This is a genomic window from Acidovorax sp. NB1, assembly GCF_005405905.1.
Lineage (GTDB): Bacteria > Pseudomonadota > Gammaproteobacteria > Burkholderiales > Burkholderiaceae_C > Acidovorax.
The window spans coordinates 131,054-157,997 of sequence record NZ_BJHU01000025.1 but is presented as its reverse complement, the minus strand read 5'-3'; the positions used below and the strand labels follow the sequence as shown (position 1 = coordinate 157,997).

Genomic DNA, 26,944 nt, shown 5'->3' with positions numbered 1-26,944 from the left:
CCCGCTCAGGGGCTGCCCGGGCCCTGCTTGGCAGGCCTACGCGACGGTGACATGCGCCAGCGCCGGGTCGCCCGCCGGGTAGCGCAGGTCCAGGTTCTGCAGCACCGCACGCAGCACCGTGGCAATCATCAGATTGCGGTGCGTCTTGGAATCGGCGGGCACGATGGTCCAGGGCGCCCAGGGCGTGTGGGTGGCCGCCAGCAGCGTGTTGTAGGCGCGGCGGTAGTCGGCCCACTGCTTGCGCGCATCGATGTCGCCCATGCTGAATTTCCAGTGCTTGGCGGGGTCGTCCAGCCGCTCCTGCAGGCGCTCGCGCTGCTCGTCCTTGCCGATGTGCAGCAGAAACTTCAGCACGATGGTGCCCGTCTCGCTGAGCATGCGTTCAAAGTCGTTGATGTGCGCCAGCCGCTGCTGGTGCTGCTCGGGCGTGATCCAGCCGTTGACCACGGGCACCAGCACGTCCTCATAGTGGCTGCGGTTGAACACGGTGATGTCGCCCGCCTGCGGCACCTGCTGGTGGATGCGCCAGAGGTAGTCGTGGGCGCGCTCGGTCTCGGTGGGCGCCTTCCAGCCCACGGCGTGCACGCCCAGGGCGCTCATGCGGCCGAACACGCCCCGGATCGTGCCGTCCTTGCCCGAGGTATCCGTGCCCTGCAGCACCACCAGCAGCTTGTAGCGCTTGTCGGCGTAGAACAGGTTCTGCAGCGCATCCAGCTCCACCGCCAGCTCCTCCACCGCCGCCTTGTCGCGGGCCTTGTCGCCCAGCGAGAAGGGCTTGGCGCCGGGGTCAATGTCGTCCAGTGACATGGGCTTGCCCGGCGGCTGCCAGGGCTGCAGGCGCTGCAGCAGGGAGGACGGGGTGGTGGCAAACGGTGAAGGCACGGGCGGGCTCCTGGCAGTGCGGCGCGGTGCGCCGGTAATTTCAACAGGTCCTCAAAGATACCCGCTGTGCGCCGGTGCCTGCTGCCACTGGTCGTGCAGCCCGTCCACCCGCACCACGGCCAGGCGCGCCAGGTCTTCGTCCGCCAGGCCATCGATGCAGCCCACGTTCACGCCATACATCTCGCCCATGGGTGTCTCGGCGCCGTGGCCAAACACGCGCACGCCGCAGTGGCGGCAGAAGTAGTGGTGGTTCTTGTGGCTGCCAAAGGTGTAGCGCGTGAGGTCATCCTGCCCCCGCACGATGCGAAAGCCGCCCGGCAAGGCCACCGCAGGCCAGAAGCGGGTGCGGCGGCAGATGCTGCAGTTGCAGCGGTAGGTGGGCTGGGCCAGGTCCAGTGTGGCTTCGACGGCAACGGCGCCGCAGTGGCAGGTGGCGGTGTGGGTGGTGGCGGTCATGGCGGGGTCCTGTTGTTGCGCTGTGGGTGTGGGTGTGGGTGGGCGGGGCATGTTCGCAAACCTTGCGCCCGGCGGCATCCTTCGGGTGAACGATGCCGCGACCACCGGCTGACTGTCAATCCGGGGCCTTCAACCATGTGCCATGCGGTAGGCCAGCGGCGTCTGCCCCGTGGCCTGCTGGAACGCGCGGTGCAGGCCCGCCTCGCTGGCAAAGCCCAAATCTTCGGCAATGCGCTTGAGGGGCAGGGGCGTGTCGCACAGCGCCTCGCCCACCTGGCGCAGCTTGATGCGCCGCATCCACAGCGCGGCCGACAGCCCCGTGTGCGCCTGCACCCGGCGTGCCAGTGTGCGGGGCGACAGCGCCAGCGCCTCGGCCAGCGCGGGCAGGCGCAGCGCGGTGGCGGGGCAACGCTGCACCCACAGCAGCGCGCGGCGCAGGGTGGGATCGGTCACAGCCATCAGGTCGTGCTCCGCAAACGCGGGGTGGGTGGTGCGCGGGCGCGGCAGCATCAGCAGCGACTGCAGGTCGCCCAGCGCGGCGGCATCGAGCCGCTGGGCCAGCGCGTGCAGCATCAGCGGCAGGTGGCCGTTGGCGCCTGCGGCGGTGGTGGCGGGGCCGTCTTCCACCAGCGGCTCGTCAAAGCGCCAATGCACCGCGCCAAACTGCTGTTCCAGCGCCGCGCGCAGCCACCAGGTGGCCGTGGCGCCGCGCCCGCGCAAGCGGCCGCTGGCGGCGGCCAGCGCCACCCCGGCGCAGTAGCTCCACACCCGGGTGCGGCGGGGCAGGGCGCGCAGCGCCGCCACGGCGGGTGCCAGCTGCTGCTGCAGCGCGGGCGCCTGCCAGCCGTCGGGCGACGACAGCCACAGGCCGGGCACCAGCACCGCATCCACCTCGGCCTGCGCCAGCGCCACGCCGGGCGTGAGGGCCGGGCCCTGCCAGGTGGGCACGGGCGCCAGATCCACCCCCGCCCAGCAGGTGGTGACCACAGCGCGCTGCGCGCGCAGGTTGGCTGCACGTGCCAGGTCGGCCGTGGCAAACAGGCCGGCGGGCATGCAGCCGGGGTACAGCAGCAGGGCCAGGCGCAGGGGAGGCAAGGATGGCGGGGGCATGGTGCGGTGCAGGTGGGAGTGGCAGAAATTGGAAAGAAGTTGTCCAACCTGGCCATTCTCGCCGCACCCACGAATCCCAACAATCCATGGCATTCCCACCGGCTCTGGAGCCCCGCCATGCAGATCACCCAATTGCGCAACGCTACCGTGTTGCTTGAATTCACCTCCGCCGAAGGCCGCCCCGTGGGCCTGCTGGTGGACCCCATGCTCGCGCCCCGGGGCAGCCTGCCCGCGCTGCGCTACCTGGGCGCAGGGCGCCAGCGCAATCCCATCGTGGAACTGCCCGCAGGCACAGACGCGCTGCTGCAGCGTGTGACCCACGCCCTCATCACCCACTGCCAGCGCGGCCACTTCGACCACCTGGACCGCATGGGAAAGCGCTTTCTGCGCGAGCGGCAGATTCCCGTGCTGTGCATGCCGCGCGATGCGGGCTACCTTGCGCAGCGGGGTCTGCAGGTGCTGCCGCTGGCGGGGCCGGGGCGCCAGCCGCTGGTGCTGGGCGGCCACATCACACCCATCCCCTGTGTGCACGGCACCGGCTGGGTGGGCCGCCTGATGGAGCATGGCCACGGCTACCTGCTGGAGCTGCCGGGCGAGCCCAGCGTCTACCTGGCGGGCGACACCATGCTCACGCCCACCGTGCGCGACTGCCTGGCGCGCCTGCAGCCCGAGGTGGCGGTGCTGCCCGCCGGTGGCGCGCGTTTTGACCTGGGGGCAGAAATCCTCATGGACGCGGCCGACATGGCCGAGGCCGCGCAGCACACCCGGGGCGCCATCGTGGTCAACCACCTGGAGGCGCTGGACCACTGCCCCACCACCCGCACCGCCGTGCGCCAGCGGGCGGAGGATGGTGGCTGGGCCGACCGCCTGTGGGTGCCCGAGGACGGCGAGCGCCGCGAATACGCGGCTGTGCAAGCGTAGTTTGCTATGCAAACAATAGCTATGAAGGCATTGTGGACGCGCGGAGAAGCCGTTTTTGACTCGTATCTTTCGCCTTCAGCGCGTCACCGCGCCACCCCTTCCAGCGTGGCGCTGTCGCGCATCAGCGCCACAAACCGCGCGGCGCCCAGGCCCAGCGGCCGCTCTTTGGACCACACCACATCCACCCACAGCGCCGTGCCGTTGCTGAGGTTTTCAAACGGCATTTCCACCAGCGTGCCCGCCGCAATGCGCGGCTGCACCAGCGCGCGCGGCTGCCAGCCCCAGCCCAGCCCAGCCTCGATCAGGCCCAGCGCGGCCAGGTGGTTGTCGGTGCGCCAGTGGTGGCGGGCAAACACAAAACGCGGGTCGGTCTGCCCCAGGTCGCGGCTGGCCACCACGATCTGGCGCGTGGTGGTGAGGTGCTCCTCGCGCAGCATCGCGCCCTCGGGCGGCTCGCCGCGCGCCTGGGCGGCGGCGCGGGCCCCGGCCAGCACGGGGTGATCGGGAGCGATCACGGCCACCAAGGTTTCGGTGCCCACCTCCTGGAACCCCTCGCGCCCGTCGATGCTGGGCCGCTCGAACACCAGCGCCAGCTGCGCCCGCCCGCTGTGCAGCAGCGCCAGCGCGTCCACCTGCGGCGCGGCCAGCACCTCCACCTGCAGCAGCGGGTACTCGTGCGCCAGCGTCGCCAGCGGCCCCCGCCAGCGCGCGGCCAGCAGCTCGGGGGCAATGGCCAGGGTCAGGCGCTCCTCCAGCCCCTGGGTCAGCGCCAGCGCCTGGGCGTTGAGCTGCTGCAGCTGCTGGGCCAGCAGCCGCGCCTGGGGCTCCAGCGCGCGCGCAGCCGCTGTGGGGCGGGGCTCGCGGCCGCTGCGGTCAAACAGCTGCACATCCAGCTCGGCCTCCAGGTGCGCCATCGTCATGCTCACGGCCGATGGCACGCGCGACAGCGCCCGCGCGGCGGCCGAAAACGAGCCCTGGTCGAGCACGGTCAGAAACACCTGCACGCTGTCGGAGTTGAAGGCCATGGCGGTTTGATCTATCAGTAAAACTGAAATAAGCTGACTTTATGTGTCAGTGCAGCGAATATAAAGTACCGGCCATGGACAAGACACCCACTCTTTTTGGCCTGCAAGGCGTCAAGCGCCGCGTGATCTACGTGACCCTGTACGAGCTGATCGCCATTGGCGCCGCCACGGTGGGCCTGGCGCTGCTCACGGGCCAGGGCGCGGGGCATTCGAGCGTGGTGGCGGTGGCGGCCTCGGTGATCGCCATCGTCTGGAACATCGTCTTCAACTGGGCGTTCGAGCGCTGGGAGGCGCGCCAGCCCGTGCGCGGGCGCAGCGTGGCGCGGCGCGTGGCGCACGCCATCGGGTTCGAGGGCGGCCTGGTCTTCACGCTGGTGCCGCTGTTTGCCTGGTGGTTCGGCGTGAGCCTGTGGCACGCGTTTGTGATGGACCTGGGGCTCATCGTGTTCTTCCTCTGCTACACCTTTGTCTTCAACTGGGTGTTTGACCACCTGTTCGGCCTGCCTGCATCGGCCATGGCGGCGTCGTAAGAACAGCCCAGAGCGCGTTTCTTCAAACAATGTCAACCGCCGTTCGGCGGCGGGCAGGGGCGCTTTGCCGCCACCCATAATCGGCCGCATGCGTGGGCCGTTTTTATTGCTGCTGCGGGGGTTGCCGGGTTGGTGGGCTGGCGTGGTGGCCTGCTGCGTGCTGGCAGGCTGTGCCAGCAACGCCCCCACGCCGCGTGGCGAGGTGAAAGGCGCGCCCACCCATGCCACCGAGCTGGCCCAGTCCGACGCCAACCGCATGGCCACCCTGGCCATGCAGGAGAACCTGGACGGCCTGCTGCGCCTGGCCGACAAGCTCTACCGCCGCAACCCCGCCGAATGGCGCAAGGGCACTGCCACCAGCCGCGAGCAGGCGCTGGAGCAGCTGCGCACCGCCGTGTTACAGCGCCAGCCCTGGGCCCCACTGCAGGGCCGCCGCGACATCGCCGCCATGGCACTGGCCCTGGCGCCCGAGTTCGCAGGCGACCGCGTGGCGGCCTTCATCCATGCCACGGCCGACATGGTCATCACCGCCCATGGCGGCAAGACGGAGTTCTTCCTGCTCGACGGCGTGGACGCCCAGCACCTCTACAACGCCGCGCGCAATGTCGAAACCGCCGCCTGGCTGCTCGCCCAGCGCCGCAATGCCCAGGGCCAGCCGCTGCTGCTGGCCGACGAGATCGGCGCCCAGGGCCGCAACCTGAGCTTCGAGCGCGAGTTCGGCAAGATCATTGCGCGGCTGGACCTGCTGGCCGCCTTCACCACCGAAAAGTACCGCCGCGCGGCCATCAGCTATGTGCAGGGCATTGTGGGCGGTACCTTTTTGCAATTCCTGCCCGTGCGCTGAGGCGGCGAACGCCAGCTCGTATCACCCGGTAAAATCCGCCCCTTGCCCAAGGAGCGTTGCAGCGGCCCCACCGCCATGGTGAAGCCGTCAGGCTTGGGCACTCCAAAAGCTATTCAAGCCCCACCGCAACGACGCTCACCTGTTTTTCTGCTGCCCCTGCACAGGTGAGTCCTATGTCCGCGTCTGCCCCGTCCGTCCCCCCCATGAAGCTGTCTGGCCTGGAGCCCGTCTCCATTGGCGAGGGCACTTTGTTCGTCAACATCGGCGAGCGCACCAACGTCACCGGCTCCAAGGCGTTCGCGCGCATGATTTTGAACGGCCAGTACGAAGAGGCCCTGGCCGTGGCGCGCCAGCAGGTCGAGAACGGCGCCCAGGTCATCGACATCAACATGGACGAGGCCATGCTCGACAGCAAGGCCGCCATGGTGCGCTTTCTGCAGCTCATCGCCTCCGAGCCCGACATCGCCCGTGTGCCCATCATGGTGGACAGCTCCAAGTGGGACGTGATCGAGGCCGGTCTGCGCTGCATCCAGGGCAAGGGCATCGTCAACTCCATCAGCATGAAAGAGGGCGTGGAGAAGTTCAAGCACGAGGCACGCCTGGTGCGCCGCTACGGCGCCGCCGCCGTGGTGATGGCGTTTGACGAAGTGGGCCAGGCCGACACCTACGCCCGCAAGATCGAGATCTGCGAACGCGCCTACCGCGTGCTGGTCGATGAGGTGGGCTTCCCACCCGAAGACATCATCTTCGACCCCAACATCTTCGCGGTGGCTACCGGCATTGAAGAGCACAACAACTACGCGGTCGATTTCATCGAAGCCACGCGCTGGATCAAGCAGAACCTGCCGGGCGCCAAGGTGTCGGGCGGTGTGTCCAACGTATCGTTCAGCTTCCGTGGCAACGACCCGGTGCGCGAGGCCATCCACACCGTGTTCCTGTACCACGCCATCCAGGCGGGCATGGACATGGGCATCGTCAACGCGGGCATGGTGGGCGTGTACGACGACCTCGAACCCGTGCTGCGCGAGCGTGTGGAAGACGTGGTGCTCAACCGCCGCGCCGATGCGGGCGAGCGCCTGGTGGAGATTGCCGAAACCGCCAAGAGCGGCGCCAAGGACGAGAGCAAGAAGCTCGAATGGCGCGGCACGCCCGAAGCGCCCAAGACCGTGGGCGAGCGCCTCTCCCACGCGCTGGTGCACGGCATCACCGATTTCATCGTCGAAGACACCGAAGAGGCCTACCAGGCCATCGTTGCCAAGGGCGGCCGCCCGCTGCACGTGATCGAAGGCCCGCTCATGGACGGCATGAACGTGGTGGGCGACTTGTTCGGCGCGGGCAAGATGTTCCTGCCCCAGGTGGTGAAGTCGGCGCGCGTGATGAAAAGCGCCGTGGCCCACCTGATCCCCTACATCGAGGAAGAAAAGCGCCAGGACGAACTGGCGGGCCGCGACGTGCGCAGCAAGGGCAAGATCATCATCGCCACCGTCAAGGGCGACGTGCACGACATCGGCAAGAACATCGTCACCGTTGTGCTTCAGTGCAACAACTTCGAGGTGGTGAACATGGGCGTGATGGTGCCCTGCCACGAGATCCTGGCGCGTGCCAAGGTCGAGGGGGCCGACATCGTGGGCCTGTCGGGCCTGATCACGCCCAGCCTCGAAGAAATGCAGTACGTGGCCGGCGAGATGCAGAAGGACGACCACTTCCGCATCAAGAAGATCCCGCTGCTCATTGGCGGCGCCACCACCAGCCGCGTGCACACGGCTGTCAAGATCGCGCCGCACTACGAAGGCCCCGTGGTCTACGTGCCCGACGCCTCGCGCAGCGTGAGCGTGGCGCAGAGCCTGCTGGGCGACGGCGTGGACAGCTACGTGCAGGAACTCAACGCTGACTACGACAAGGTGCGCACCCAGCACGCCAACAAAAAGCAGACGCCCATGTGGTCGCTGGAGAAAGCCCGCGCCAACCGCACGCCCGTCAACTTCAGCACCTACGTGCCGCCCACGCCACGCCTGCTGGGCCGCCGCGTGTTCAAGAACTTCGACCTGGCCGAGCTGGCCAAGTACATCGACTGGGGCCCGTTCTTCCAGACCTGGGACCTGGCAGGCCCGTACCCCGCCATCCTCACCGACGAGGTGGTGGGCGTGGAGGCCACGCGCGTGTTTGCCGACGGCCAGGCGATGCTGAAAAAGCTCACCGAAGGCCGCTGGCTCAGCGCCAGTGGTGTGCTGGCGCTCTACCCCGCCAACAGCGTGGGCGACGACATCGAGTTCTACACCGATGAAACCCGCACCCAGGTTGCCATGACCTGGTACGGCATGCGCCAGCAGACCGAAAAGCAGATGATCGACGGCGTGATGCGCCCCAGCCGCTGCCTGGCCGACTTCGTCGCGCCCAAGGACAGCGGCATTGCCGACTACGCAGGCCTGTTCGCCGTGACCGCAGGCCTGGGCGTGGAGAAGAAGGAGCAGGCCTTTGTGGATGCGCTGGACGACTACTCCGCCATCATGCTCAAGAGCCTGGCCGACCGCCTGGCCGAAGCCTTTGCCGAATGCCTGCACCAGCGCGTGCGCACCGACCTGTGGGGCTATGCGGCGGGCGAGCAGCTGAGCAACGACGAGATGATTGCCGAGAAGTACGCAGGCATCCGCCCCGCGCCCGGCTACCCCGCCTGCCCGGACCACAGCGCCAAGACCGACCTCTTCAGCCTGCTGCAGTGCGAAGAGATCGGCATGGGCCTGACCGAGAGCCTGGCCATGACCCCCGCCGCCAGCGTGAGCGGCTTCTACATTGGCCACCCCGACGCGGTGTACTTCAACGTCGGCAAGATCGGCGAAGACCAGCTGCACGACATGGCCGAGCGCCGGGGCATGGATGAGAAGGTGCTGGAACGCCTGCTGGCGCCGAACCTGTAGCGCTATTGATTGGATAGCTGCCAGCGCTTGGTGGATGGGCGGTGGCGGCCTATTTAATTCAAATTTTCCAGCCCATCAGCCCTGGCTGTCCGGCAGCTTCGCAATCACCTTGATCTCGAACTGAAAGCCGTACAGCCAGGTCACCCCGATGCCCGTCAGCGTAGGGTGCGGCGCTTCGCCCCAGAACTCGGGCACGACGCCCCAGACGGTTGCGAAGTTCGCCTCAGGGTTGACCACAAACATCGTCACATCCACCACATCGTCAAACGTGCAGCCCGCAGCCTGCAGCACAGCATTGAGGTTGGTGAACGCCAGGCGCACCTGCGCGGCCAGGTCGGGCTCGGGCGAGCCGTCCTCGCGGCTGCCCACCTGGCCCGAGACAAACAGGAAACCGTTGGCACGCACGGCGGGCGAATAGCGGTTGCGTTCGTACAGCGCCTGGCGGCCTGCGGGGAAGACAACATCACGGTGGGGCATGGGATTCCTTTCGTTCTGCAGGGCAGATGATTGCGATGAAGGCACTGTAGAAGCGCGCGTTGTTCTGATAAACAGGCTAATCTGCGCACCACTGTTCCTGATCGCCAAACAATGGTGGGCGTGTTGCTGCTTCAACATGCCCCAACGACCTACACGCCATGGACCGTTTTGACGCCTTGCAGGCCTTCGCCCGCGTTGTGGAATCTGGCAGCTTCACCAAAGCCGCCCTTACCCTGAATATGAGCCGCACCACCGTCACCCAGCTGGTGCAGCAGCTCGAAGCCCGCTTGCGCGTGAAGCTCCTGCACCGCACCACCCGGCGCGTGCAGGTTACCCCCGACGGCGCCGCCTACTACGAGCGCGTGGTGCGCCTGCTGGCCGATCTGGACGATGCCGACGCCAGTGTCTCCACCGCCGCCACTGCACCCCGGGGCCGCCTGCGGGTGGATGTGCCCAGCCCGCTGGCGCGCCTGGTCCTCATCCCCGCGCTGCCCGCGTTCCACGCGCAGTACCCCGATATCCTCCTGCACATGGGCGTGAGCGACCGCCCCGTGGACATGGTGGGCGACAACGTGGACTGCGTGGTGCGCGGCGGCGCCATCACCAACCCCGCGCTGGTCGCACGCCATGTGGGCGACCTGCAATTGCGCGTGTACGCCGCCCCCAGCTACCTGCAGCGCGCGGGCACGCCCGAGCACCCGCAGGCGCTGGAAGGCCCGCACCACCGCACCGTGGGTTTTTTGTGGGCGCGCACCGGCCAGCCCCTGCCGTTCGAGATGCGCCGTGGCACCGAACACGTGCGCGCCCAGGGCCACGATGTTTGCGCCGTGGACGACGGCAACGCCTACCTGGCCGCAGGCCTGGCGGGCCTGGGCGTGCTCTGGCTGCCCGACTACATGGCTAGCCCCCACGTGGCCACTGGCGAGCTGGTGCCCCTGCTGCAGGACTGGACGCTGGCACCCATGCCGCTGTACGTGGCCTACCCACCCCAACGGCATGTGAGCGCCAAGGTGCGGGTGTTCATCGACTGGGTGGCGGGGTTGATGGCGCTGCATGCGCCGGTGGTGGGGCGCAGCAGGTGAATGCTATTGAATGAATAGCTGACAAAGATTGCTGGACAGGCGCAAGGCAGTGTTTTGAGTCAGAAAAATGCACTGGGCAAAGTGCAAAAACCTGCGCCCCCCCTCATCCGCGCCACGCCGCCTCAATCGCCGCCACATCAATTTTGTGCATGCCCATCATCGCGTCAAAGGCCCGCTTGGCCGCTGCGCGGTCGGGATCATTGATGGCCTGCGTCAGCACCCGTGGCGTGATCTGCCACGACAGCCCCCACCGGTCCTTGCACCAGCCGCAGGCGCTCTCCTGCCCGCCATTGCCCACAATCGCGTTCCACAGCCGGTCGGTCTCGGCCTGGTCCTCCGTCGCGATCTGGAACGAAAACGCCTCGCTGTGCGCGAAGGCCGGGCCGCCGTTCAGCCCCAGGCACGGGATGCCCAGCACCGTGAACTCCACCGTCAGCACATCGCCCTGGTGCCCTGCGGGGTAGTCGCCGGGCGCATGCATCACCCGCCCCACGGCGCTGTCGGGAAAGGTGGCCGCGTAGAACGTCGCCGCCTCCAGCGCCGTGCCGTTGAACCAGAGGCAGAGGGTGGTTTTGGGGGGCATGGGGTGCTCCTGTCGGGGCCAGCGGATGCTCGGGCCGAGCGGGGTGGAGCCGCGATTTTGGCAGTTTGTGCGGTGCCGCTTGAACCTTTGTGATTCGGCTGGAATGGGCCCAACCCGGTCCTTCGCCGTCCTCCGAAGCGGTCATTGGCCAACGCGTCGTCGCGACTGACGCTGTGCGCCCATTGCAGTCATCGCCGATACCTACAGGCAGCCGTCAAAGGGCTCGCTATGCGGCTCTCAGCCTTTTATTGATCGCCAAAGCGAAAGTTCGCTATGAGTGAAGGCCGTGACCCATGATGGATAGTGTTGATCGAATGCCATGCCAAATCTGGGACTCACCAAAAACCCATAGCGCGCAAACAACTCATCATCGCATTGTTCGAAGAAGAGTTTAAGACCTGTGAAGGAGACGCTCTCGCCCTCGATCTCCAATTGGGAAGAGTCAATCGAAACCTCCTTCAGCTTGCCGTCTTGTCCGAATCGATACACGCCTGCAGCGTAGTGCAGTTCCAATGCCCAGATACGGGATTTCACTTGTCGGTCGGATGGACCAAGGATCTCTTCCAGCTCGTTTCGATCAATCTCGAAACCTACTGCGCCCACTGTCTTGTACGCGACGACTCTGATTGTTCCCAACGGTAGTTCCAATTGTGCTCGTTGATGCTGTCTCGGGTGCTATTGGCGAAGGTCGGCTCCTGGCCGCATTCTGCCTTTGATCACTGCTTCGCAGAGTGGGCATGTTCAAGCCACATCGCCTCGAATGCTTCCTCCGTGATGGCTGAGCCTTCGAATTGCGGGTCTTGGTTGATTTCGTCCAACGGAGGCACGGCACCGATACCAAGACGCGTTCGCGGAGACTCGCGGCCACAGTCCGCAGCATCGACTGTGCCGTCTCTGAAGAACTCCAGCTTGCGCAACTCGGAACGGTCCACGCCAAGCTCCGACACCAATCGAATGGGGTCCTCGTCGCTTTGGTGCTTCCAGAGCACGTCGATGTACTTTTTGGTGGAGTTCACTGAGAGTCTGTGACGAATGTCTGGTTCTGGCCGTTATCTGCCGTTGGTTGTCTGAATCAATAAGCCTTTAACCGCGCCCGGACCCGCGCATTGTCTTGCCCTTCAGCGCGACCCCGCCCCACCCGCGCTCTCCGCCATCTCCAGCTGCATCATCACCATGTTGACCAGCGTGTGCACCGACGGCCGCCCGGTCTCGATCACGTAGTGGGCGGTTTCGCGGTACAGGTGGTCGCGCTGGGCGTAGAGGTCGCGCAGCTTGTCCATGGGGTTGCCGCCTTGCAGCAGGGGGCGGGTCTTGTCGTGTTTGACGCGCTTGAAGATTTCTTCGGGCGAGGCGCGCAGGTACAGCACGTTGCCGAACTGGCGCAGCACCTCGCGGTTCTCGGGGCGCAGCACGGCGCCGCCGCCGGTGGACAGGACCATGCCGCCGGGCTGGCAGGCCACGTCGGCCAGCACCTGGGATTCGATGTCACGGAAGCGGGCTTCGCCTTCGGCCTCGAAGAAGCTGCGGATGGTGGTGCCCAGGGTCTGTTCCAGCCGGTGGTCCAGATCGATGAAGGGCACGCCCGCCCGGTGGGCCAGTTGCCGGCCGACGGTGGATTTGCCCGAGCCGGGCATGCCGACCAGTGCGCAGCGAATCTGCATAGGTTCAAGAAAGAGGTCTGGGGGACGGGCTTGTGCACTGCGGGTGGGGCTGTGTCGCGTGCCGTGACTGGACGCCGAGTGTAAGCCTGCCCCCGCGCACCGCATGTCCGGCACGGCCTTAGCAACTGGCGCGACCCAGACCAGTGGACGCCGAGCAAGGGCCGCCCCGCAGCGAGGGCGTCGTCCCCCTGCCCGCGCGCAGCGCGAGAGCGGGGGTGAAGGAGCGAAGCTCCTCAGGGGGGTGTCCGAATCACAGTGCGGCATACACCAACGCCGGATACAACTCGCACAGATACCGCAGCTGGCCGGGCGCCTGCGTGAGCAGGATGGCGAACAGGTCTTCCGCAGGGTCCACAAAGAAGAAGGTGCCGCCCAGGCCGCTCCAGCTGTAGTGCCCGGCCGATCCCGGGCGGGTGGCCTGGCCGGTGGCGGTGCGCACGGCCACGCCCAGGCCAAAGCCGTAGCCGGAGGGCAGGATGTCGCCCGCCACGGGCAGGCCGCCCAAGTGGTCGGCGGTCATGAAGTCCACCGTGGCGCGGCCCAGCAGGCGAACGGGGGCGTCAATGCCGTTGGGGCCGTCCGACCCGGGGGCGGTGCCCCGGCCCAGCATGAGCTGCAGAAAGCGCGCGTAGTCGCTGGCGGTAGACACCAGCCCGCCACCGGCCGACTCGAACACGGGCGGGGCGGTCACGTCGATCAGCGGCATGCCAAGGCCGGTCTGCGGGTCGCGCTCAAAGGCCTCGGCCAGGCGGTGCTGCTGGGCGACAGGCACCGAGAAGCCCGTGTCGCGCATGCCCAGGGGGCCGAACACGCGGCGCTGCAGGAGGGCGCCCAGGCTTTCGCCCTCGATCACTTCCAGCACCGCGCCCAGCACGTCGGTGGCGCGGCTGTATTCCCAGCGGGTGCCGGGCTGGTGGACCAGGGGCAAGGGGCCCAGCGCCGCGACCAGGTCCGCATTGCTGTGACGGCGCGAGCCGACGCGGGCGGCGCGGTAGGCGTCGGGCACGGTGCCGGCCTCCCACGCGTAGCTCAGGCCGGCGGTGTGGCGCAGCAGGTCGTGCACCGTGGCCTCGCGCTGCACGGGGGCGGTGGTGCCGGTGGCTTCGTCGTACACGCGCTGGCCGGCAAACGCGGGCAGGTAGTGCGCCACGGGGTGCGACAGCAGCAGGCGGCCTTCTTCCATGAGCATCATCGCCACCAGCGAGGCGATGGGCTTGGTCATGGAATAGATGCGGAACACCGTGTCGGGCGCCATGGCGGGCACCGCCGATTCGGCGCTGGGCGGGCGCTGGTGGCCCACCGCCGTGTTCAGCACCGTGTGGCCCCGGTGGTGGACCAGGGCCACGGCACCGGGCAGCAGGCCCTGGTCCACATGGGTTTGCAGCACGGAGCGCAGGCGGGCGAGGGCGGTGGGGTGCATGGGGTGCATGGGGTGGTGAAGGCCGTGGTGTTAGAGGTATTTTGGCTGCTAGCGCTTAGTAGACAAGCGCTAGCAGCTATAAAAATAATAGCATTTTTTTGAACTGAGCGGCGCATCAGATCAGGCACCGGCAGCCGTGCGGCTGCGCTCCTGCTCTTGCAGCTCGCGCCACTGCACCTTGCCCGTGCCGGACTTGGGCAGGCTGTCCACCAGCTGCACGATGCGCGGGCTTTTGTAGGCGGCCATGTGTTCGTGGCTCCAGTCGATGATGGACTGCTCGCTCACCTGGCCCTTGAAGGCGTCGCGCAGCACGACCAGGGCCTTCACCGTTTCGCCCCGGCGCGCGTCGTGCGCCGCGATCACGCACACCTCCTGGATGGCAGGGTGGGCGTACATCATGGCTTCGACCTCGGCGGGCCAGACCTTGAAGCCCGACGCATTGATCATGCGCTTGAGCCGGTCCACCATGAAGAAGTAGCCGTCCTCGTCCACCTGCGCCAGGTCGCCCGTGCGCAGAAAGCGCTTGCCATCCAGCGTCACAAAGCTGTCGGCCGAGGCCCGCGGGTTGTTCCAGTAGCCCAGCATGACCTGGGGGCCATGCACCACGATCTCGCCAATCTCGCCCGGGGGCAGTTCGGTGAAGGTGGCCGGGTCCACCACGCGCGCATCCACGTCGAACACCGGGATGCCCAGGCACTGCGGCTTGGGGCGGTGGGGCGGGTTGATGTGCGTGGCGGCCATGGTTTCAGACATGCCGTAGCCCTCCACGTAGTCGAGCCCGGTCAGGTCCTTCAGGCGCTGCGCCACGGCCTTGGGCATGGCCGCGCCGCCGCCGCGTATGGCCTGGATGCTGCTGATGTCGTAGTCGGCGATGCGCGGGTTGGCCAGAAAGTCCACCACCATGGTCGAGATGGCCTGCCAGATGGTGACCCGGTAGCGCTGGATGAGCTGGGCGGCCGCGTCGCGGTCCCAGCGCGGCAGCACGACCACGGTGGCGCCCACAAACAGCGGCCCGTTCATGCTGCCCGACATGCCGGTGACGTGGAACAGCGGCAGCACCGTGAGGTAGGTCGAATCCTGCGTGCGCGCAAACCACTGCGCGCCGCCCACCAGCGTGCTCATGGCGCTGCGGTGCGTGTGCATGCAGCCCTTGGGGTGGCCGGTGGTGCCCGAGGTGTAGGGCATCACGCACAGGTCGTCCGGCCCGGTGGTGATGGGGCCGGGGGGGCGCTGCTGCGCCAGCATGTCGCTCCACAGCGTGACGCCGGGGGCATCGATGGCCTGGCGCGGTGCGCTGACGAACGCGGGCACGGGCAGGTCGGTGGGCACCTGCAGGTAGTCGCTGTAGGCGGCCACGATCAGGTGCTGCAGCGTGCCTGCACCGCCGGCCACATCCACCAGCGGCTGCGCCTGCGCATGCAGGTCCTGCGGCACAAAGGCCACGGTGGCACCGCTGTCGTGCACGTAGTGGCGCAGCTCGTCGGTGAGGTTCATGGGGTTCACCGGCACCACCACCGCGTTGGCGCGCAGGATGCCGTAGAACGCCAAAATCCACTGCGGGCTGTTCTGCATGTACAGCAGCACGCGGTCGCCCGCCTTCACGCCACACACCTGCTGCAAGAAGCCCGCGATGTGCTCGGCCTGCTGCTGGAACTGGCGGAAGGTCACCAGCGTGTCGTAGAACACCAGAAAGGGCTTGTCCGGGTAGCGCGCGGCCGACACCTCGGCGTTGTGAAACAGATGCGTCTGCGGCAGCGTGAGGTGGCGGGGCAGCCCCGGCGGCCAGTGGGCCAGGTGGCGGTCGGACATGGGGAAGCTCCTTGGGGTCAGGCATCGTCGGGCGGGCGTGGCAGGGCGCCCGCCGTCATCATCATCATGCGCGCTTCAGGTGGCGCGCCAGTTCGTCCTTGGCGATGGCGTTGCGGTGCACCTCGTCAGGGCCGTCGGCAAACCGCAGGGTGCGGGCCTGGGCATAGGCGGCCGCCAGCGGGAAGTCGTCGCTCACGCCGCCGCCGCCATGCACCTGCATGGCCCAGTCGATCACCTGGCAGGCCATGCTGGGGGCGGCCACCTTGATCATCGCGATCTCCTTGCGCGCGACCTTGTTGCCCACGGTGTCCATCATCTGCGCGGCGTTGAGCACCAGGAAACGCGCCTGGTCGATGAGGATGCGCGCGTTGGCGATGCGCTCGCGCGTCACGCCCTGGTCGGCCACGGGGCGGTGGAAGGCCACGCGGCCCAGGGCGCGTTGGCACATCAGCTCCAGCGCGCGCTCGGCTACGCCAATCAGGCGCATGCAGTGGTGGATGCGCCCGGGGCCCAGGCGGCCCTGGGCGATCTCGAAGCCGCGCCCCTCGCCCAGCAGGATGTTGGACACCGGCACGCGCACGTTCTCAAAACTCACCTCGCCGTGGCCATGGGGCGCGTGGTCGTAGCCGAACACGGGCAGGGCGCGTTCCATGGTCACGCCGGGCGTGTCCATGGGCACGAGGATCATCGACTGCTGCTGGTGCCGGTTGGCATGGTCGGGGTCGGTCTTGCCCATGAAGATCAGGATCTTGCAGCGCGGGTCGGGCGCGCCCGAGGTCCACCACTTGCGCCCGTTGATCACGTAGTGGTCGCCGTCGCGCTCGATGCGGGCTTCGATGTTGGTGGCGTCGGACGAGGCCACGTCGGGCTCCGTCATGGCAAACGCCGAGCGGATGGTGCCGTCGAGCAGCGGCAGCAGCCAGCGCTGCTGCTGTTCGGGTGTAGCGTAGCGCGCCAGCGTCTCCATGTTGCCGGTGTCGGGCGCCGAGCAGTTGAAGGCTTCGGGCGCAATGTGCGAGCGGCCCATGATTTCGCACAGAGGCGCGTACTCCAGGTTGGTCAGGCCTGCGCCCAGGTTGGATTCGGGCAGGAACAGGTTCCAGAGGTTGGCGGCCTTGGCCTTGGCCTTGAGGTCTTCCATCACCTTCGTGGGCAACCACGGGTTGCCCGCCTTGCGGTTGGCGGCCACCTCGTGGTGGTACACCGATTCGGCAGGGTAGATGTGTTCCTCCATGAACGCCGTCAGGCGCTGCTGCAGGGCTGTGACCTTGGGGGAATAGGTGAAGTCCATGGGAATCCTTGGCGGTGCGATGGGGGGGGCGGACGGGGTCAGATCAGGCTGGCGCCGCCATCGACCACGATGGATTCGCCCGTGATGTGGCGCGAGGCGTTGGACGCGAGGAACACCACCGCGCCCTTGAGGTCCTCTTCGCCGCCGATGCGGCGCAGGGGCGTGCGCTCGATCATGGCGGGGCCCAGTTTTTCGATCAGGCCGCTGGCCATCTTGCTCGGGAAGAAGCCGGGGCAGATCGCATTGACGCGAACGCCGTAGTGCCCCCATTCGGACGCCAGGGTGCGCGCAAAGTGCAGGGCCGCCGCCTTGGAGGTGTTGTAGGCAATGGTGTTCATGCCCGGGGGCGTGCCCTTGAGCGCGGCCACCGAGGCCGTGACGATGATCGAGCCCTTGCCGCGCGGGATCATGCAGCGCTTGCCCACTTCGCGCGACAGGAAAAACGGCGCGCTCACGTTCAGGTCCATCACCTTGTGCCAGGCGGCATCGGGGTAGTCCTCGGCCTTGGCACCCCAGGTGGCGCCCGCGTTGTTCACGAGGATGTCGATGGTGCCAAAGCGCTCGACCACCTGGTCCACCAGGCCGGGGATGTCCTCGGTCTTTTGCAGGTCGTTCACCACGGTCAGTACCTCGTAGCCCTGCGCTTCGAGGTGCTTCTTGGCCTCGGCCAGCTCATCGGCCTTGCGCGCGGTGATGGCGAGCTTGGCGCCCATTTCGCCAAGGGCTTCGGCCATCTGCAGGCCCAGGCCGCGTGAGCCGCCGGTGACCAGGGCGACCTGGCCGGTGAGATCGAAGAGTTGCTTGACGCTCATGGAAAAAACGCTTTCGTGCAGAGAGTGGGGTGAAGGTGAATGAATGCCCAACCCGGGTCCCGGTGGCTCGTGGCGCGCCGGGTGGGGCGAAGGGGTGCGGGAAAGGCGGCGGTGGCCGCCGTGCAAGCTGGTCGGTCAGCGCTTCATGCTAGCCCTGCGTCCGCCCGGTGTAAAACCGCCGCTGTCACCTTTGAAACTCTGCGCGCTGCCGCCTGCCCGCCCCGTGTGGGATGGCGCCTACCCGCACTTGCGGCCACGGCGGATGGACGGATGCGCGCCCCGGCCCTAGGCTCGCGGGGATGAACGAGTCTTCCCCGCCCCTGGCGACAACCACCCCCAGGCTTGCCCGCATGGCCCAGCCCCTGCAGCCGCTGTGGCGCCTCGTGCAGCCGTTCTGGCGTGCGGCGCAGATGTGGCTGGACGCCGACGGGCTGCGCATGAGTGCGGCCATGTCGTTCTACGGCATGCTGAGCCTCGCGCCCCTGCTGCTCTTGCTGGTGGGCGTGCTGGGCTGGTGGGTGGACCGTAGCTACCTGGAGAGCAGTCTGGTCGCCCAGGTACAGTCGGTGATGGGCCAGCAGGTGGCCGACGTGGTGCGCCAGGCGCTGGCCAGCGCGCAGGCGCCGTCCGAGGGGCGGCTGGCATCGGTCATCGGTTTTGGGGTGCTGGTCTCGGGGGCCACCGGGGTGTTTGTGGAGCTGCAGTCCGCGCTCGAGCGGCTGTGGCGCCGGGACGATGACACGCCGCCCCAGCGCGCCGCATGGTGGCGCATGGCGTCGCTGCGGCTGCGGGGGCTGGCCTATGTGCTGGCGCTGGGGTTCTTGCTGCTGGTGTCGCTGGCGCTGTCCACCTTGATCCACCTGCTGGCGGGCTGGGCCGGGCAGCATCTGGCCGCAGGCCACCTGCCTGTTTTGGCGCCGCTGGCGCCGCTGCTGCAGCTCGTCAACGAAGCCATTGCCTTCGGGCTGGCCGTGGCGCTGTTTGTGGGGCTCATGCGCATTGGCGCGGGCCCCAGGCCGTCGCTGCGCTACCTGGTGATGGGCGCCGTGGTGGGGGCCTCGCTGTTCACGGTGGGCAAGCAGCTGCTGGCCTGGTACCTGTCCACTGCGGCTGTGGTGTCGGCCTACGGCGCGGCGGGCTCGCTGGTGGTGCTGCTGATGTGGATCTATTTTTCGTCGGCCATCCTGCTGTTTTCTGCCAGTTGCGCGCAGGCGCTGGAGGATGCCTTGCATTCCGGCCCGCGCCGCCCAGCGGCCTTGGCGCGCTGGGCCGCATCCGCCCGGGCGCGGGTGCAGGAGCTGTAAATGTTGGCAACAGCGCGCACGATGCCGATTCCATTGCTCTGCCCAGCCCAGAGCGGCCGCCACGACGGGGCTCATTGCGCTGCCAGGATGCGTCCACAAAGGCAGCGTGGCTGGGCTGTGGTCGCAAATGCTGCCAAAAGAGGTTTACCGCTGCTTACTGCCGCTTACAAACCGGCCACATCGCAGCGCCCGCCGCTGTGTACCTTCGGGCCATCCGGTCCGTTGAAACACCACGGCTCCATCCCGTAGCGGGCGCACAGCGCTTTCTTTGCACACCCGCCCCCTGCGGACTTCTCCGATACGAACAAGGAAATGACCATGAACCTGACGGTTTCTTCTCCAACCCCGCCTGCTGCGATCCCCGCTGCGGCCCCCGCCGGCCAGGCCCTGAAATGGATGTGGGCCGCCATTGGCGTGCTGGGCGTGAGCGTGCTGGCACTGGGCGCCACCCTGGTGTGGCAGCAGCGCACACCCTCCGCGATCAGCGCCCCGGCCGTGGCCCCCGCGCAGCTGGCCGCTGCACCCCGCACGCCAGAATCCGAAATCATTGAAGAAAAAAGGCCTTCTGCGCGCGACCAGTATGCCCAGCCAGCTATCAATAGCGTAGCAAATGGCCGAACGCCCCAGGGCCAGGCTGCGCAGCGCCCTGCAGAGATGCCGGGCAGCCCGGGCGCGCCCCTGGGCGCAGGCCCTGCGCAGCCCGTGCGGGCAGCCGCACCGGTGTGCCGCAGCTGCGGCCGGGTCGAATCCGTGCAGGCGGTGCAGCAGGCCGCGCCCGCCACGGGCGTGGGGGCCGTGGCCGGTGGCGTGCTGGGTGCCGTGGTGGGCAACCAGATCGGCAAGGGCAGCGGCCGCACCGCCGCCACCGTGCTGGGCGCAGTGGGCGGCGGCTATGTGGGCCACAAGGTCGAAGAGCGCACCCGCACCCACACGGTGTACCAGGTGGCGGTGCGCATGGAAGACGGCTCTCTGGGCCACTTCCAGCGCGCCGAGCCCACTGCCGTGGGCACGCCCGTGGTGCTGCAGGGCAAGGGCTTCCGCGTGGACCAGGGCGGCTCGGCCCGTGCTGCAGATCCCTATGCACAACCGCAGCCCCAGCCGGGTACGGTGCGGGTGTCGGACACTTACTGAGCCAGTCGTTTTCCCCAGAAAAAAGCCCGCAAACGCGGGCTTTTTTTTGTCGCTGCTGGTGACTGACTAGCGGGTTACAGCACCACCGGAATCTCGGTCGCAGGCGGCGTGTTGCGGCTGCGGCCGCAGCGCACCAGGCCGTCGATCATGACCATGCCAATGCCCGGGATGTCGCCCAGCTGAACGCTCTCCAACAGCGTGGCGCCCGCAGTGTGCTGGGCCCGGTCCATGAACACAAAGTCGGCCGCGCGGCCCACTTCGACCAGGCCACAGTTCAGGTTGCGGATGCGCGCCGTGTTGCCTGTGGCAAAGCAGAACACCAGCTCGGCAGGGATGTCGGCAAAGCTGGAAATCAACGCAATCATGCGCAGCATGCCCAGCGGCTGCACGCCCGAGCCCGCTGGCCCATCGGTGCCCAGAATCACGCGGTGCGGGCACTTGAGTTCGATGGCCGCGCGCGCGGCCTGGATGGCGATCTTCTCGTTGCCGTTGTGCACCAGCTCGATAGCGCGGGACGACTTCTCGCACAGCTCGCACACATGTTTCCAGGGCAGCGAGGTGTGGCCGCCGTTGATGTGGCCGATCACGTCGGCATCGGCCTCCAGCACCACGTCCTTGTCGATCAGCCCCGAGCCCGGAATGGACGGACCACCGGTATGGATGGTGCTCTGGATGCCGTGCTTGCGCGCCCAGGCCACCATCTGCTGGGCCTCGTAGCCCGCCTTGACGGAGCCCAGCCCCACTTCGCCCAGCAGCGTGACGCCCGCGTCTGCGAGGTCCTTGAAGTCCTGCTCGGTCATGCCTTTTTCGATGACCGGGGCGCCCGCGATCACCTTCACGCCACCGGGGCGGAAGTTGTCGAACGAACGCTGCGCGGTGATGGCCAGGGCCTTGAGGCCCACGATGTCCTTGGGGCGGCCGGGCAGGTGCACTTCACCGGCCGAGACCATGGTGGTCACGCCGCCGTTCATGGTGGAGTCGATCCACCCAATCTGGTTCTGGCGCGGCGTCCAGTCGCCAAACACGGGGTGCACGTGGCTGTCGATCAGGCCCGGCGCCACGCAGGTCTGGCGTGCATCGATCACGGTGTTGGCGTGGTCGGTGTCGCAGTCCTTGTAGCGGCCCACGGCCACGATGAGGCCGTCGTTCACCACAATGGTGTCGGCGTCGAGGATGGGGCGATCCAGATCGCCCGACAACAAAAGACCGATGTTCTGGATGACGACTTTGCCCGACTTGCCGCCGGCTGCTGCTTCTGCCATGGATTCTCCTCGTGGGGTGGTGGGCGGGGCGCCGCGCGGCACTCCGCAGGGAAAAATCTCTTGTCGATTCAGGCCGCTGCTGTCACCTTGCCCTTGGGCAGGTTGGGGCCGGGCGCCACGGTGCGCAGCACGCTGTCGATGACGAACGACTCCCAGTGCGCCAGGGCCTCGGGCGTTTCCAGGTCCTCGCCCAGAAAGGCCGACAGCGTGTGCCGGTTGGACATGTAGAAGTAGCCCGTGGCGGCGATCAGCAGGTACACATCGCGCGCCGACACATCCTTGCGGAACAGGCCCTGCGCTTGGCCGCTCTCCAGCACGCGGCGGATCACCTCGATGGCGGGCGATGAATATTCGCGGGCGCGCATCGACTTGGAGATGTGCTTGCCCTTGTGCAGGTTCTCGGTGTTGAGCAGCGTGATGAACTCGGGGTTCTTGCGGTAGTAGCCCACCACAAAGCGGATCACGGCCTGCAGTGCCTCGACGGGCCGGGCGGTGTCCAGGTCGAGCTTGGACTCGGCATCGTTCATGCGCCGGTAGGTTTCCTCCAGCACCTCGATGAACAGGCCTTCCTTGCTGCCGAAGTAGTAGTAGATCATCCGGTCGAAGGACTTGGCCGCCTTGGAGATCTTCTCCACGCTGCCGCCTTCGTAGCCGTAGCGGGCGAACACCTTGGTCGCCGCTTTCAGGATGTTGTCGCGCGTGGTCTGTGCGGCCTGCTCGCGCACGCCCGTCTTGCGGGCAGAGGCTGTGCGGGGGGACGCGGTCCGGGTCTTGGTGGGAGTGGCAGACATGGCGGGTCCTGGTGGATGAGGCGGGCCCCCAGGGCGGGGGCCGCCGGGGATCACTGCTCTGCGAACGCGCGTTCGATCACGAAGTCACCCGGCTTCGTGGTGTTGCCTTCCTTGAAGCCGCGCTCTTCCATCATGTGCTTGAGGTCGCGCAGCATCTCGGGACTGCCGCAGATCATCACGCGGTCTTCAGCGGGGTTGAGCGCGGGCAGGCCCAGGTCGCGGGCGAGCTGGCCGTTTTCGATCACGGTGGTCACGCGGCCCTGGTTCTTGAAGGGCTCGCGGGTCACGGTGGGGTAGTACTTGAGTTGCTTGGAGACGATCTCGCCCAGGAACTCGTGCTTTGGCAACTCTTCGGTGATGTAGTCGTGGTAGGCCAGTTCCTTCACTTCGCGCACGCCGTGCACCAGGATGACCTCTTCGAACTTCTCGTAGGTCTCGGGGTCGCGCATCAGGCTCAGGAACGGGGCCACGCCCGTGCCGGTAGAGAGCATGTACAGCCGCTTGGCAGGCAGCAGGTAGTCGATCAGCAGCGTGCCGGTGGGCTTCTTGCCCACCACGATGGTGTCACCCACCTGAATGTGCTGCAGGCGCGAGGTCAGCGGGCCGTCCGGCACCTTGATCGACAGGAACTCCAGGTGTTCTTCGTAGTTGGCGCTGGCAATGCTGTAGGCGCGCAGCAGGGGTTTGCCGTTCTCGCCGCGCAGGCCAATCATCGTGAAATGGCCGTTGGAGAAGCGCAGCGCGGTGTCGCGTGTGGTGGTGAAGGAGAAAAGGCGGTCCGTCCAGTGGTGCACGGAGAGGACGCGTTCTTCAAGAAAGGCGCTCATGGTGATTTCGTCGGCTAAAAGTTGAGAAATGAGGCGAAAAAGCTGGCTGAAAGGCTGGGGCTGGAGGCGTCAGGGCGCGATGTTCAGCCCGGAAAGCTTGTGGCTCACAACCCTCCATTGTTCCGCATCTGGCAAAGCCGCTTTTCTTTTGGTGATTGGGGGCAGCGCGGGGGCCTGCTTTTTGTTGAATTCCAGGAAGATTTCCATGCCCTCTGGCAGGTCGTCCTCGGCATAGATCGCGTTCACCGGGCATTCGGGAATGCACACCGCGCAGTCGATGCATTCGTCGGGGTCGATCACCAGGAACTCTGGCCCCTCCTTGAAGCAGTCCACAGGGCACACATCGACGCAGTCGGTGTACTTGCACCGAATGCAGGCGTCCGTCACAACGTGCGTCATTTTGGGGCTCCTCGTGCACCGTTTTTGGGGGTGCGAAAACACCATTGCAGAGTCTGAATGATTCCGCTACATTGACATCAAATGTAGTGTTCACAACATTTAAGTTAAGTGAATGCTACACAAAATGCAAAGCGCGTACAAGCACTTGCAACAATGCAATGAATGGGTCGCCACGATGACTGAACACACCAAGACCGATGGGCTGCCGGGCATGGATGCGCCAGATCTGCCGCAGGTGCTGGAGCGTGCCCGTCCGCGCAACGAGCGCATGAACGCTGCCAAGGTCGAGTGCAATGCGTGCCCGGTGCTGTGCCAGATTTCCGAAGGCCGCGCAGGTGCGTGCGACCGTTACGCCAACCAGGCGGGCGTGCTCGTGCGGCTGGACCCGGTGGTGTTGTTGCGCAAGACGCTGGAGGCGGGCGAGGCCACGTTGGTGCCATTTGCGGGCCGCGCCCCGGCTGTAGAAGGCGCTGATGCCGACGTGGCTACAGAACCCGCATGGAATGGCGATCTGCTGCTGTCTGAAGAGGTGTTCGTGACAGGCGTGGGCTCGTCCACCACCTATCCCGACTACAAGCCTGCGCCCTTCATCGTGGGCTCCAAAACCGATGGCGTGGACATGGTCACCGTGGTCACCGAGGGCATCTTCAGCTACTGCAGCTTCAAGGTGAAGATCGACACCGACCGCTTCCTCGGCTCCGAACAGGCCAACGTGCGCTGCAAGGGTGAGGTGGTGGGCCATGTGACCACGGCGGAGTACGGCTCGCAGATGCTGTCGCTGGGCGGCGTGCACCACCTCACGGGTGGCACCAAGAAGGAAGGCCGCATCACCGCCGAGATGATGCAGGCGCTGGGCAACAAGCAGGCCGTGGAGTTCACCATCGACGGTGGCTCGCAGCTCGTGATTCAGGCAGGGTGCGCACCCATCGTCAACGGTGTGGCCGAGCAGCGCATGCGCGTCGGTTGCGGCTCGGCGGCGATTGGCATCTTTGCGCGCCAGTTCTTCGGTCATGCAGACGAGGTGGTGGTTGTGGACGACCACATCACCGGCGTGCTCACCGAACACCAGGCGGGTCGCTGTCTGGACATGAAGCCCTCGGGCATCCAGATGCGCGGTCGCAAGTCCACGCCGGGCCGCTACTTTCAGGTGGCCAACCCGGGCACCGGCTGGGGCGGCACCGACATTGCCGACCCGCTGTCCATCATCGAGGGCTGGGATGAATCCGTGGCCTGGCCAGGGCTGCGCCTGTTGATGACCTCCACCACCGGGGAACATGCCTCCTGGTACGTGCTGGACGAGCAACTCCATCCGGTCGAGGCCGAGATGCCTGCCGAGGTGCGACGCATCGTGGACCGCATTGGCGAAAACTGCGAGCCCTCGCTCGCCTCCGTGCTGTTCCTCGGCGGTGCAGGCGGCAGCCTGCGCGCAGGGGTTACCGAAAACCCGGTGCTGCTTACCCGCTCCATCAAGAACGCGCTGGTCAACGTGACCTGTGGTGGTGCCCCCGCCTATGTGTGGCCGGGCGGCGGTATCACCGTGATGGCGGATGTGCTTCGCATGCCGGACAACAGCTTTGGCACCGTGCCCACGCCCGCCATCGTGGCACCCATTGAGTTCAGCATGCGCCGCGCGGACTACGAAGCGCTGGGCGGCCACACAGAACAGGTCCGCAGCCTGCGCGACGTACTGGAGCGCGGTGCGTGGCACAACGACGGTGCACCGCAGGCGCGCGTGTGGCAAACCTTGCCCGCGGCCAACCCTTGGCCGCTGGGTCGTCCTCCCCTGCTGGGCTAAGTGAGCCGTGCTGTGAACGCTTGCCGCAATCTCCTGTCCGATGGCCGCTGGCATTTCCAGCATGGCCCGATGGACCTCATCCTCCAGGCTGAAGGGGCGCGCGACGCCGTAGACCTGGCGCACGAGCGCGCGTGGCAGCGTTTTGACGGGCTGCTGCAGGAGCTGGTGAATGAACTTCCCGGCTTGCGGGCGCCAGTGGGCGCGCACTGCACGTTGCAGGGCGTGGTGGCGCGCCGCATGTGGGCCGCCTGCAGCCCCTATCGCGCAGGTTTCATCACATCGATGGCGGCGGTGGCGGGCGCGGTGGCGCAGGAGATTCTGACCTGCTACGAACAGCCGGGCATAGACCGCGCGTGGGTCAACAACGGCGGCGACATTGCGCTGCACCTGGCGCCCGGCCAGTCGATCACGGTGGGGGTGTACGCTGACATTGCCGCACTGAACGCTGCACAGTTGTGCAACGGCCTGGTACTGGATGGAAAGATCAGCATCGACAGCGCCATGCCGGTGCGCGGTGTGGCCACCAGTGGCTGGCGCGGGCGCAGCCAGTCGCTGGGAATTGCCGACAGCGTGACGGTGCTGGCGCGCACAGCGGCGCAGGCCGATGCGGCGGCGACCATCGTGGCGAATGCTGTGGATGTAGCCGATGTGCGAATCGTCCGCAGGCCAGCGTGGCAGGTGCGGGACGACAGTGACCTGGGGGCCATTCCCGTCACGGTGGATGTCCCTGCCTTGCCTGAAGAGTCGGTGCGCCAGGCCTTGCACCAGGGGCTGCAAAAGGCGCAAGAATTGCAGTCCGGCGGCCTGCTGTGGTTTGCACTGCTGGCGTGCCAAGGGCAGTGGGTGGCGACCTCGGCGCCTCAGGCGCTGGCGGATGCGGTATGGCCCCGGGATCCGGCGGTGGAATCGGAAGTTGGTTCAGTATTTGCTTAACGAAATGCACAGGTCTCCAGAATGATCCAGATACGACGCGTTTTCACCCATCTTGAGGAAATCCGGCACGAATTCGGGCCGGTGGCCGACGTGCCGCTGCTGCGCGGCGCCATCGGCGCGGTGCTGACCAACCCGTTTGCGGGACGGTACGAGCCCGACATCCTCCCCATGATGGACGCGCTGCAGGACGTGGGGCTGGACATGGCCCAGCGCCTCCTGAAGGCCATGGGCGTGCCCGCCGAGCGCATCGAGACCTACGGCAAGGGTGCCATCGTGGGCGCGGCGGGTGAGCTGGAACACGGTGCGCTGTGGCATGTGCCCGGCGGCTACGCCATGCGCGAACTGCTGGGCTGGAAGGGCGACCGCAACGCCTACGCCAAGGGCCTGGCCGAAGAGAAGACCGGGCAACCCGCCAATGCACTGTCTATCGTGCCTTCCACCAAGAAGGTGGGTGGCCCCGGTGCAGCGCTGGATGTGCCGCTCACCCACATCAACGCCAGCTACGTACGCAGCCATTTCGACGCGATCGAAGTGCGTGTTCCGGGCGCGCCATCCGCTGATGAGATCGTGTTCATACTTGCCATGACCACGGGCCCGCGCATCCACGCCCGCGTCGGAGGGCTCAAGGCGGCAGACATCAGCCAGTGGAACGGCCTGCGCTGAGCCGTCCGCCGACCCGCACAC

The 26,944-nt window shown here is 66.9% G+C and carries 26 protein-coding genes, 1 pseudogene and 1 riboswitch; of the genes and pseudogenes, 10 read left to right on the top strand and 17 right to left on the bottom strand.

The annotated features are described in order from the left end of the window. Positions 1 to 36: 36 nt before the first annotated feature. The 3 genes from AvAM_RS11965 to AvAM_RS11955 all read right to left on the bottom strand — a co-directional run bounded on the left by AvAM_RS11965 (position 37) and on the right by AvAM_RS11955 (position 2,448). Entirely contained in the window at positions 37 to 882 is an 846-nt protein-coding gene (locus tag AvAM_RS11965) for a PPK2 family polyphosphate kinase (protein ID WP_137747268.1), read from the bottom strand. Between the two features lie 51 nt (positions 883 to 933). Continuing rightward, positions 934 to 1,338 carry a GFA family protein gene (locus tag AvAM_RS11960; RefSeq protein ID WP_137747267.1) on the bottom strand — a complete coding sequence of 135 codons (405 nt, stop codon included), beginning with the start codon at positions 1,336 to 1,338 and terminating at the stop codon, positions 934 to 936. A 129-nt stretch (positions 1,339 to 1,467) separates the two neighbouring features. Continuing rightward, positions 1,468 to 2,448, bottom strand: coding sequence for a helix-turn-helix domain-containing protein (locus tag AvAM_RS11955; RefSeq protein WP_137747266.1), 981 nt, complete (start codon positions 2,446 to 2,448; stop codon positions 1,468 to 1,470). Positions 2,449 to 2,565: 117 nt separating this feature from the next. Between AvAM_RS11955 and AvAM_RS11950 the strand changes: the two genes are divergently transcribed. Beyond that, the gene (locus AvAM_RS11950) at positions 2,566 to 3,369 is read left to right on the top strand and encodes an MBL fold metallo-hydrolase (protein ID WP_137747265.1); all 804 of its coding nucleotides are present in this window, start codon (positions 2,566 to 2,568) and stop codon (positions 3,367 to 3,369) included. Between the two features lie 83 nt (positions 3,370 to 3,452). On the opposite strand, the gene AvAM_RS11945 is transcribed toward AvAM_RS11950, so the two are convergent. Continuing rightward, on the bottom strand, positions 3,453 to 4,394 hold the full coding sequence (locus tag AvAM_RS11945) for a LysR family transcriptional regulator (protein ID WP_137747264.1): 942 nt from the start codon (positions 4,392 to 4,394) through the stop codon (positions 3,453 to 3,455). Between the two features lie 74 nt (positions 4,395 to 4,468). Here AvAM_RS11945 and AvAM_RS11940 point away from each other — a divergent pair, with 74 nt between their 5' ends. From AvAM_RS11940 to metH, 3 genes and pseudogenes are all read left to right on the top strand, one after another. Next, entirely contained in the window at positions 4,469 to 4,924 is a 456-nt protein-coding gene (locus tag AvAM_RS11940) for a PACE efflux transporter (RefSeq protein WP_056057131.1), read from the top strand. Positions 4,925 to 5,012: 88 nt separating this feature from the next. Then, a complete protein-coding gene (locus tag AvAM_RS11935; RefSeq protein ID WP_137747263.1) occupies positions 5,013 to 5,768 on the top strand; it encodes a hypothetical protein in 756 nt (251 codons plus the stop codon). Between the two features lie 42 nt (positions 5,769 to 5,810). Continuing rightward, a riboswitch (S-adenosyl-L-homocysteine riboswitch) is annotated at positions 5,811 to 5,912 on the top strand. A 17-nt stretch (positions 5,913 to 5,929) separates the two neighbouring features. Continuing rightward, a pseudogene (metH, locus tag AvAM_RS11930) lies at positions 5,930 to 8,683 on the top strand (methionine synthase); the annotation flags it as partial. A 75-nt stretch (positions 8,684 to 8,758) separates the two neighbouring features. Here the strand turns inward: metH and AvAM_RS11925 are convergent. Next, complete coding sequence (locus tag AvAM_RS11925) at positions 8,759 to 9,160, bottom strand: RidA family protein (RefSeq protein WP_137747261.1); 402 nt, start codon at positions 9,158 to 9,160, stop codon at positions 8,759 to 8,761. A gap of 158 nt (positions 9,161 to 9,318) precedes the next feature. Between AvAM_RS11925 and AvAM_RS11920 the strand changes: the two genes are divergently transcribed. Continuing rightward, positions 9,319 to 10,242: a LysR family transcriptional regulator gene (locus AvAM_RS11920; RefSeq protein WP_137747260.1), complete on the top strand. Its 924-nt coding sequence runs from the start codon at positions 9,319 to 9,321 to the stop codon at positions 10,240 to 10,242. Positions 10,243 to 10,345: 103 nt separating this feature from the next. Here AvAM_RS11920 and AvAM_RS11915 read toward each other — a convergent pair whose 3' ends face one another. From AvAM_RS11915 to AvAM_RS11880, 8 genes are all read right to left on the bottom strand, one after another. After that, positions 10,346 to 10,825, bottom strand: coding sequence for a VOC family protein (locus AvAM_RS11915; protein WP_137747259.1), 480 nt, complete (start codon positions 10,823 to 10,825; stop codon positions 10,346 to 10,348). Between the two features lie 237 nt (positions 10,826 to 11,062). Next, positions 11,063 to 11,473: a hypothetical protein gene (locus tag AvAM_RS11910; RefSeq protein ID WP_137747258.1), complete on the bottom strand. Its 411-nt coding sequence runs from the start codon at positions 11,471 to 11,473 to the stop codon at positions 11,063 to 11,065. Positions 11,474 to 11,541: 68 nt separating this feature from the next. Continuing rightward, positions 11,542 to 11,841, bottom strand: coding sequence for a DUF6881 domain-containing protein (locus AvAM_RS11905; protein ID WP_137747257.1), 300 nt, complete (start codon positions 11,839 to 11,841; stop codon positions 11,542 to 11,544). 102 nt (positions 11,842 to 11,943) lie between these two features. Beyond that, entirely contained in the window at positions 11,944 to 12,486 is a 543-nt protein-coding gene (locus tag AvAM_RS11900; RefSeq protein ID WP_137747256.1) for a shikimate kinase, read from the bottom strand. Positions 12,487 to 12,736: 250 nt separating this feature from the next. Next, on the bottom strand, positions 12,737 to 13,906 hold the full coding sequence (locus AvAM_RS11895) for a serine hydrolase (RefSeq protein ID WP_137747255.1): 1,170 nt from the start codon (positions 13,904 to 13,906) through the stop codon (positions 12,737 to 12,739). Between the two features lie 120 nt (positions 13,907 to 14,026). Then, complete coding sequence (locus AvAM_RS11890) at positions 14,027 to 15,715, bottom strand: long-chain fatty acid--CoA ligase (RefSeq protein ID WP_137747254.1); 1,689 nt, start codon at positions 15,713 to 15,715, stop codon at positions 14,027 to 14,029. A 64-nt stretch (positions 15,716 to 15,779) separates the two neighbouring features. Next, positions 15,780 to 17,006 carry an acyl-CoA dehydrogenase family protein gene (locus AvAM_RS11885; RefSeq protein WP_137747253.1) on the bottom strand — a complete coding sequence of 409 codons (1,227 nt, stop codon included), beginning with the start codon at positions 17,004 to 17,006 and terminating at the stop codon, positions 15,780 to 15,782. Between the two features lie 38 nt (positions 17,007 to 17,044). Then, on the bottom strand, positions 17,045 to 17,818 hold the full coding sequence (locus AvAM_RS11880) for an SDR family oxidoreductase (protein ID WP_056742279.1): 774 nt from the start codon (positions 17,816 to 17,818) through the stop codon (positions 17,045 to 17,047). A 299-nt stretch (positions 17,819 to 18,117) separates the two neighbouring features. Between AvAM_RS11880 and AvAM_RS11875 the strand changes: the two genes are divergently transcribed. Further along, complete coding sequence (locus AvAM_RS11875; protein ID WP_137747252.1) at positions 18,118 to 19,122, top strand: YihY/virulence factor BrkB family protein; 1,005 nt, start codon at positions 18,118 to 18,120, stop codon at positions 19,120 to 19,122. 318 nt (positions 19,123 to 19,440) lie between these two features. After that, a complete protein-coding gene (locus AvAM_RS11870) occupies positions 19,441 to 20,253 on the top strand; it encodes a glycine zipper 2TM domain-containing protein (RefSeq protein ID WP_137747251.1) in 813 nt (270 codons plus the stop codon). Positions 20,254 to 20,327: 74 nt separating this feature from the next. On the opposite strand, the gene AvAM_RS11865 is transcribed toward AvAM_RS11870, so the two are convergent. The 4 genes from AvAM_RS11865 to fdxA form a co-directional block, all read right to left on the bottom strand. After that, positions 20,328 to 21,515, bottom strand: coding sequence for an amidohydrolase family protein (locus tag AvAM_RS11865; protein WP_108626267.1), 1,188 nt, complete (start codon positions 21,513 to 21,515; stop codon positions 20,328 to 20,330). A 68-nt stretch (positions 21,516 to 21,583) separates the two neighbouring features. Then, positions 21,584 to 22,306, bottom strand: coding sequence for a TetR/AcrR family transcriptional regulator (locus AvAM_RS11860; RefSeq protein WP_137747250.1), 723 nt, complete (start codon positions 22,304 to 22,306; stop codon positions 21,584 to 21,586). Positions 22,307 to 22,356: 50 nt separating this feature from the next. Next, entirely contained in the window at positions 22,357 to 23,133 is a 777-nt protein-coding gene (locus tag AvAM_RS11855) for a ferredoxin--NADP reductase (RefSeq protein ID WP_108618860.1), read from the bottom strand. Between the two features lie 69 nt (positions 23,134 to 23,202). Further along, complete coding sequence (gene fdxA / locus AvAM_RS11850) at positions 23,203 to 23,532, bottom strand: ferredoxin FdxA (RefSeq protein WP_137747249.1); 330 nt, start codon at positions 23,530 to 23,532, stop codon at positions 23,203 to 23,205. Positions 23,533 to 23,707: 175 nt separating this feature from the next. On the opposite strand from fdxA, the gene AvAM_RS11845 reads away from it, so the two are divergent. The 3 genes from AvAM_RS11845 to AvAM_RS11835 are packed head-to-tail and all read left to right on the top strand — an operon-like array spanning position 23,708 to position 26,923. Then, positions 23,708 to 25,327, top strand: a complete 1,620-nt coding sequence (locus AvAM_RS11845) for a 6-hydroxynicotinate reductase (RefSeq protein ID WP_137747248.1) — start codon at positions 23,708 to 23,710, stop codon at positions 25,325 to 25,327. A 12-nt stretch (positions 25,328 to 25,339) separates the two neighbouring features. After that, entirely contained in the window at positions 25,340 to 26,260 is a 921-nt protein-coding gene (locus AvAM_RS11840) for a UPF0280 family protein (RefSeq protein ID WP_137747247.1), read from the top strand. Between the two features lie 21 nt (positions 26,261 to 26,281). Continuing rightward, complete coding sequence (locus AvAM_RS11835; protein WP_137747246.1) at positions 26,282 to 26,923, top strand: amino acid synthesis family protein; 642 nt, start codon at positions 26,282 to 26,284, stop codon at positions 26,921 to 26,923. The last annotated feature ends 21 nt before the right edge of the window (positions 26,924 to 26,944 follow it).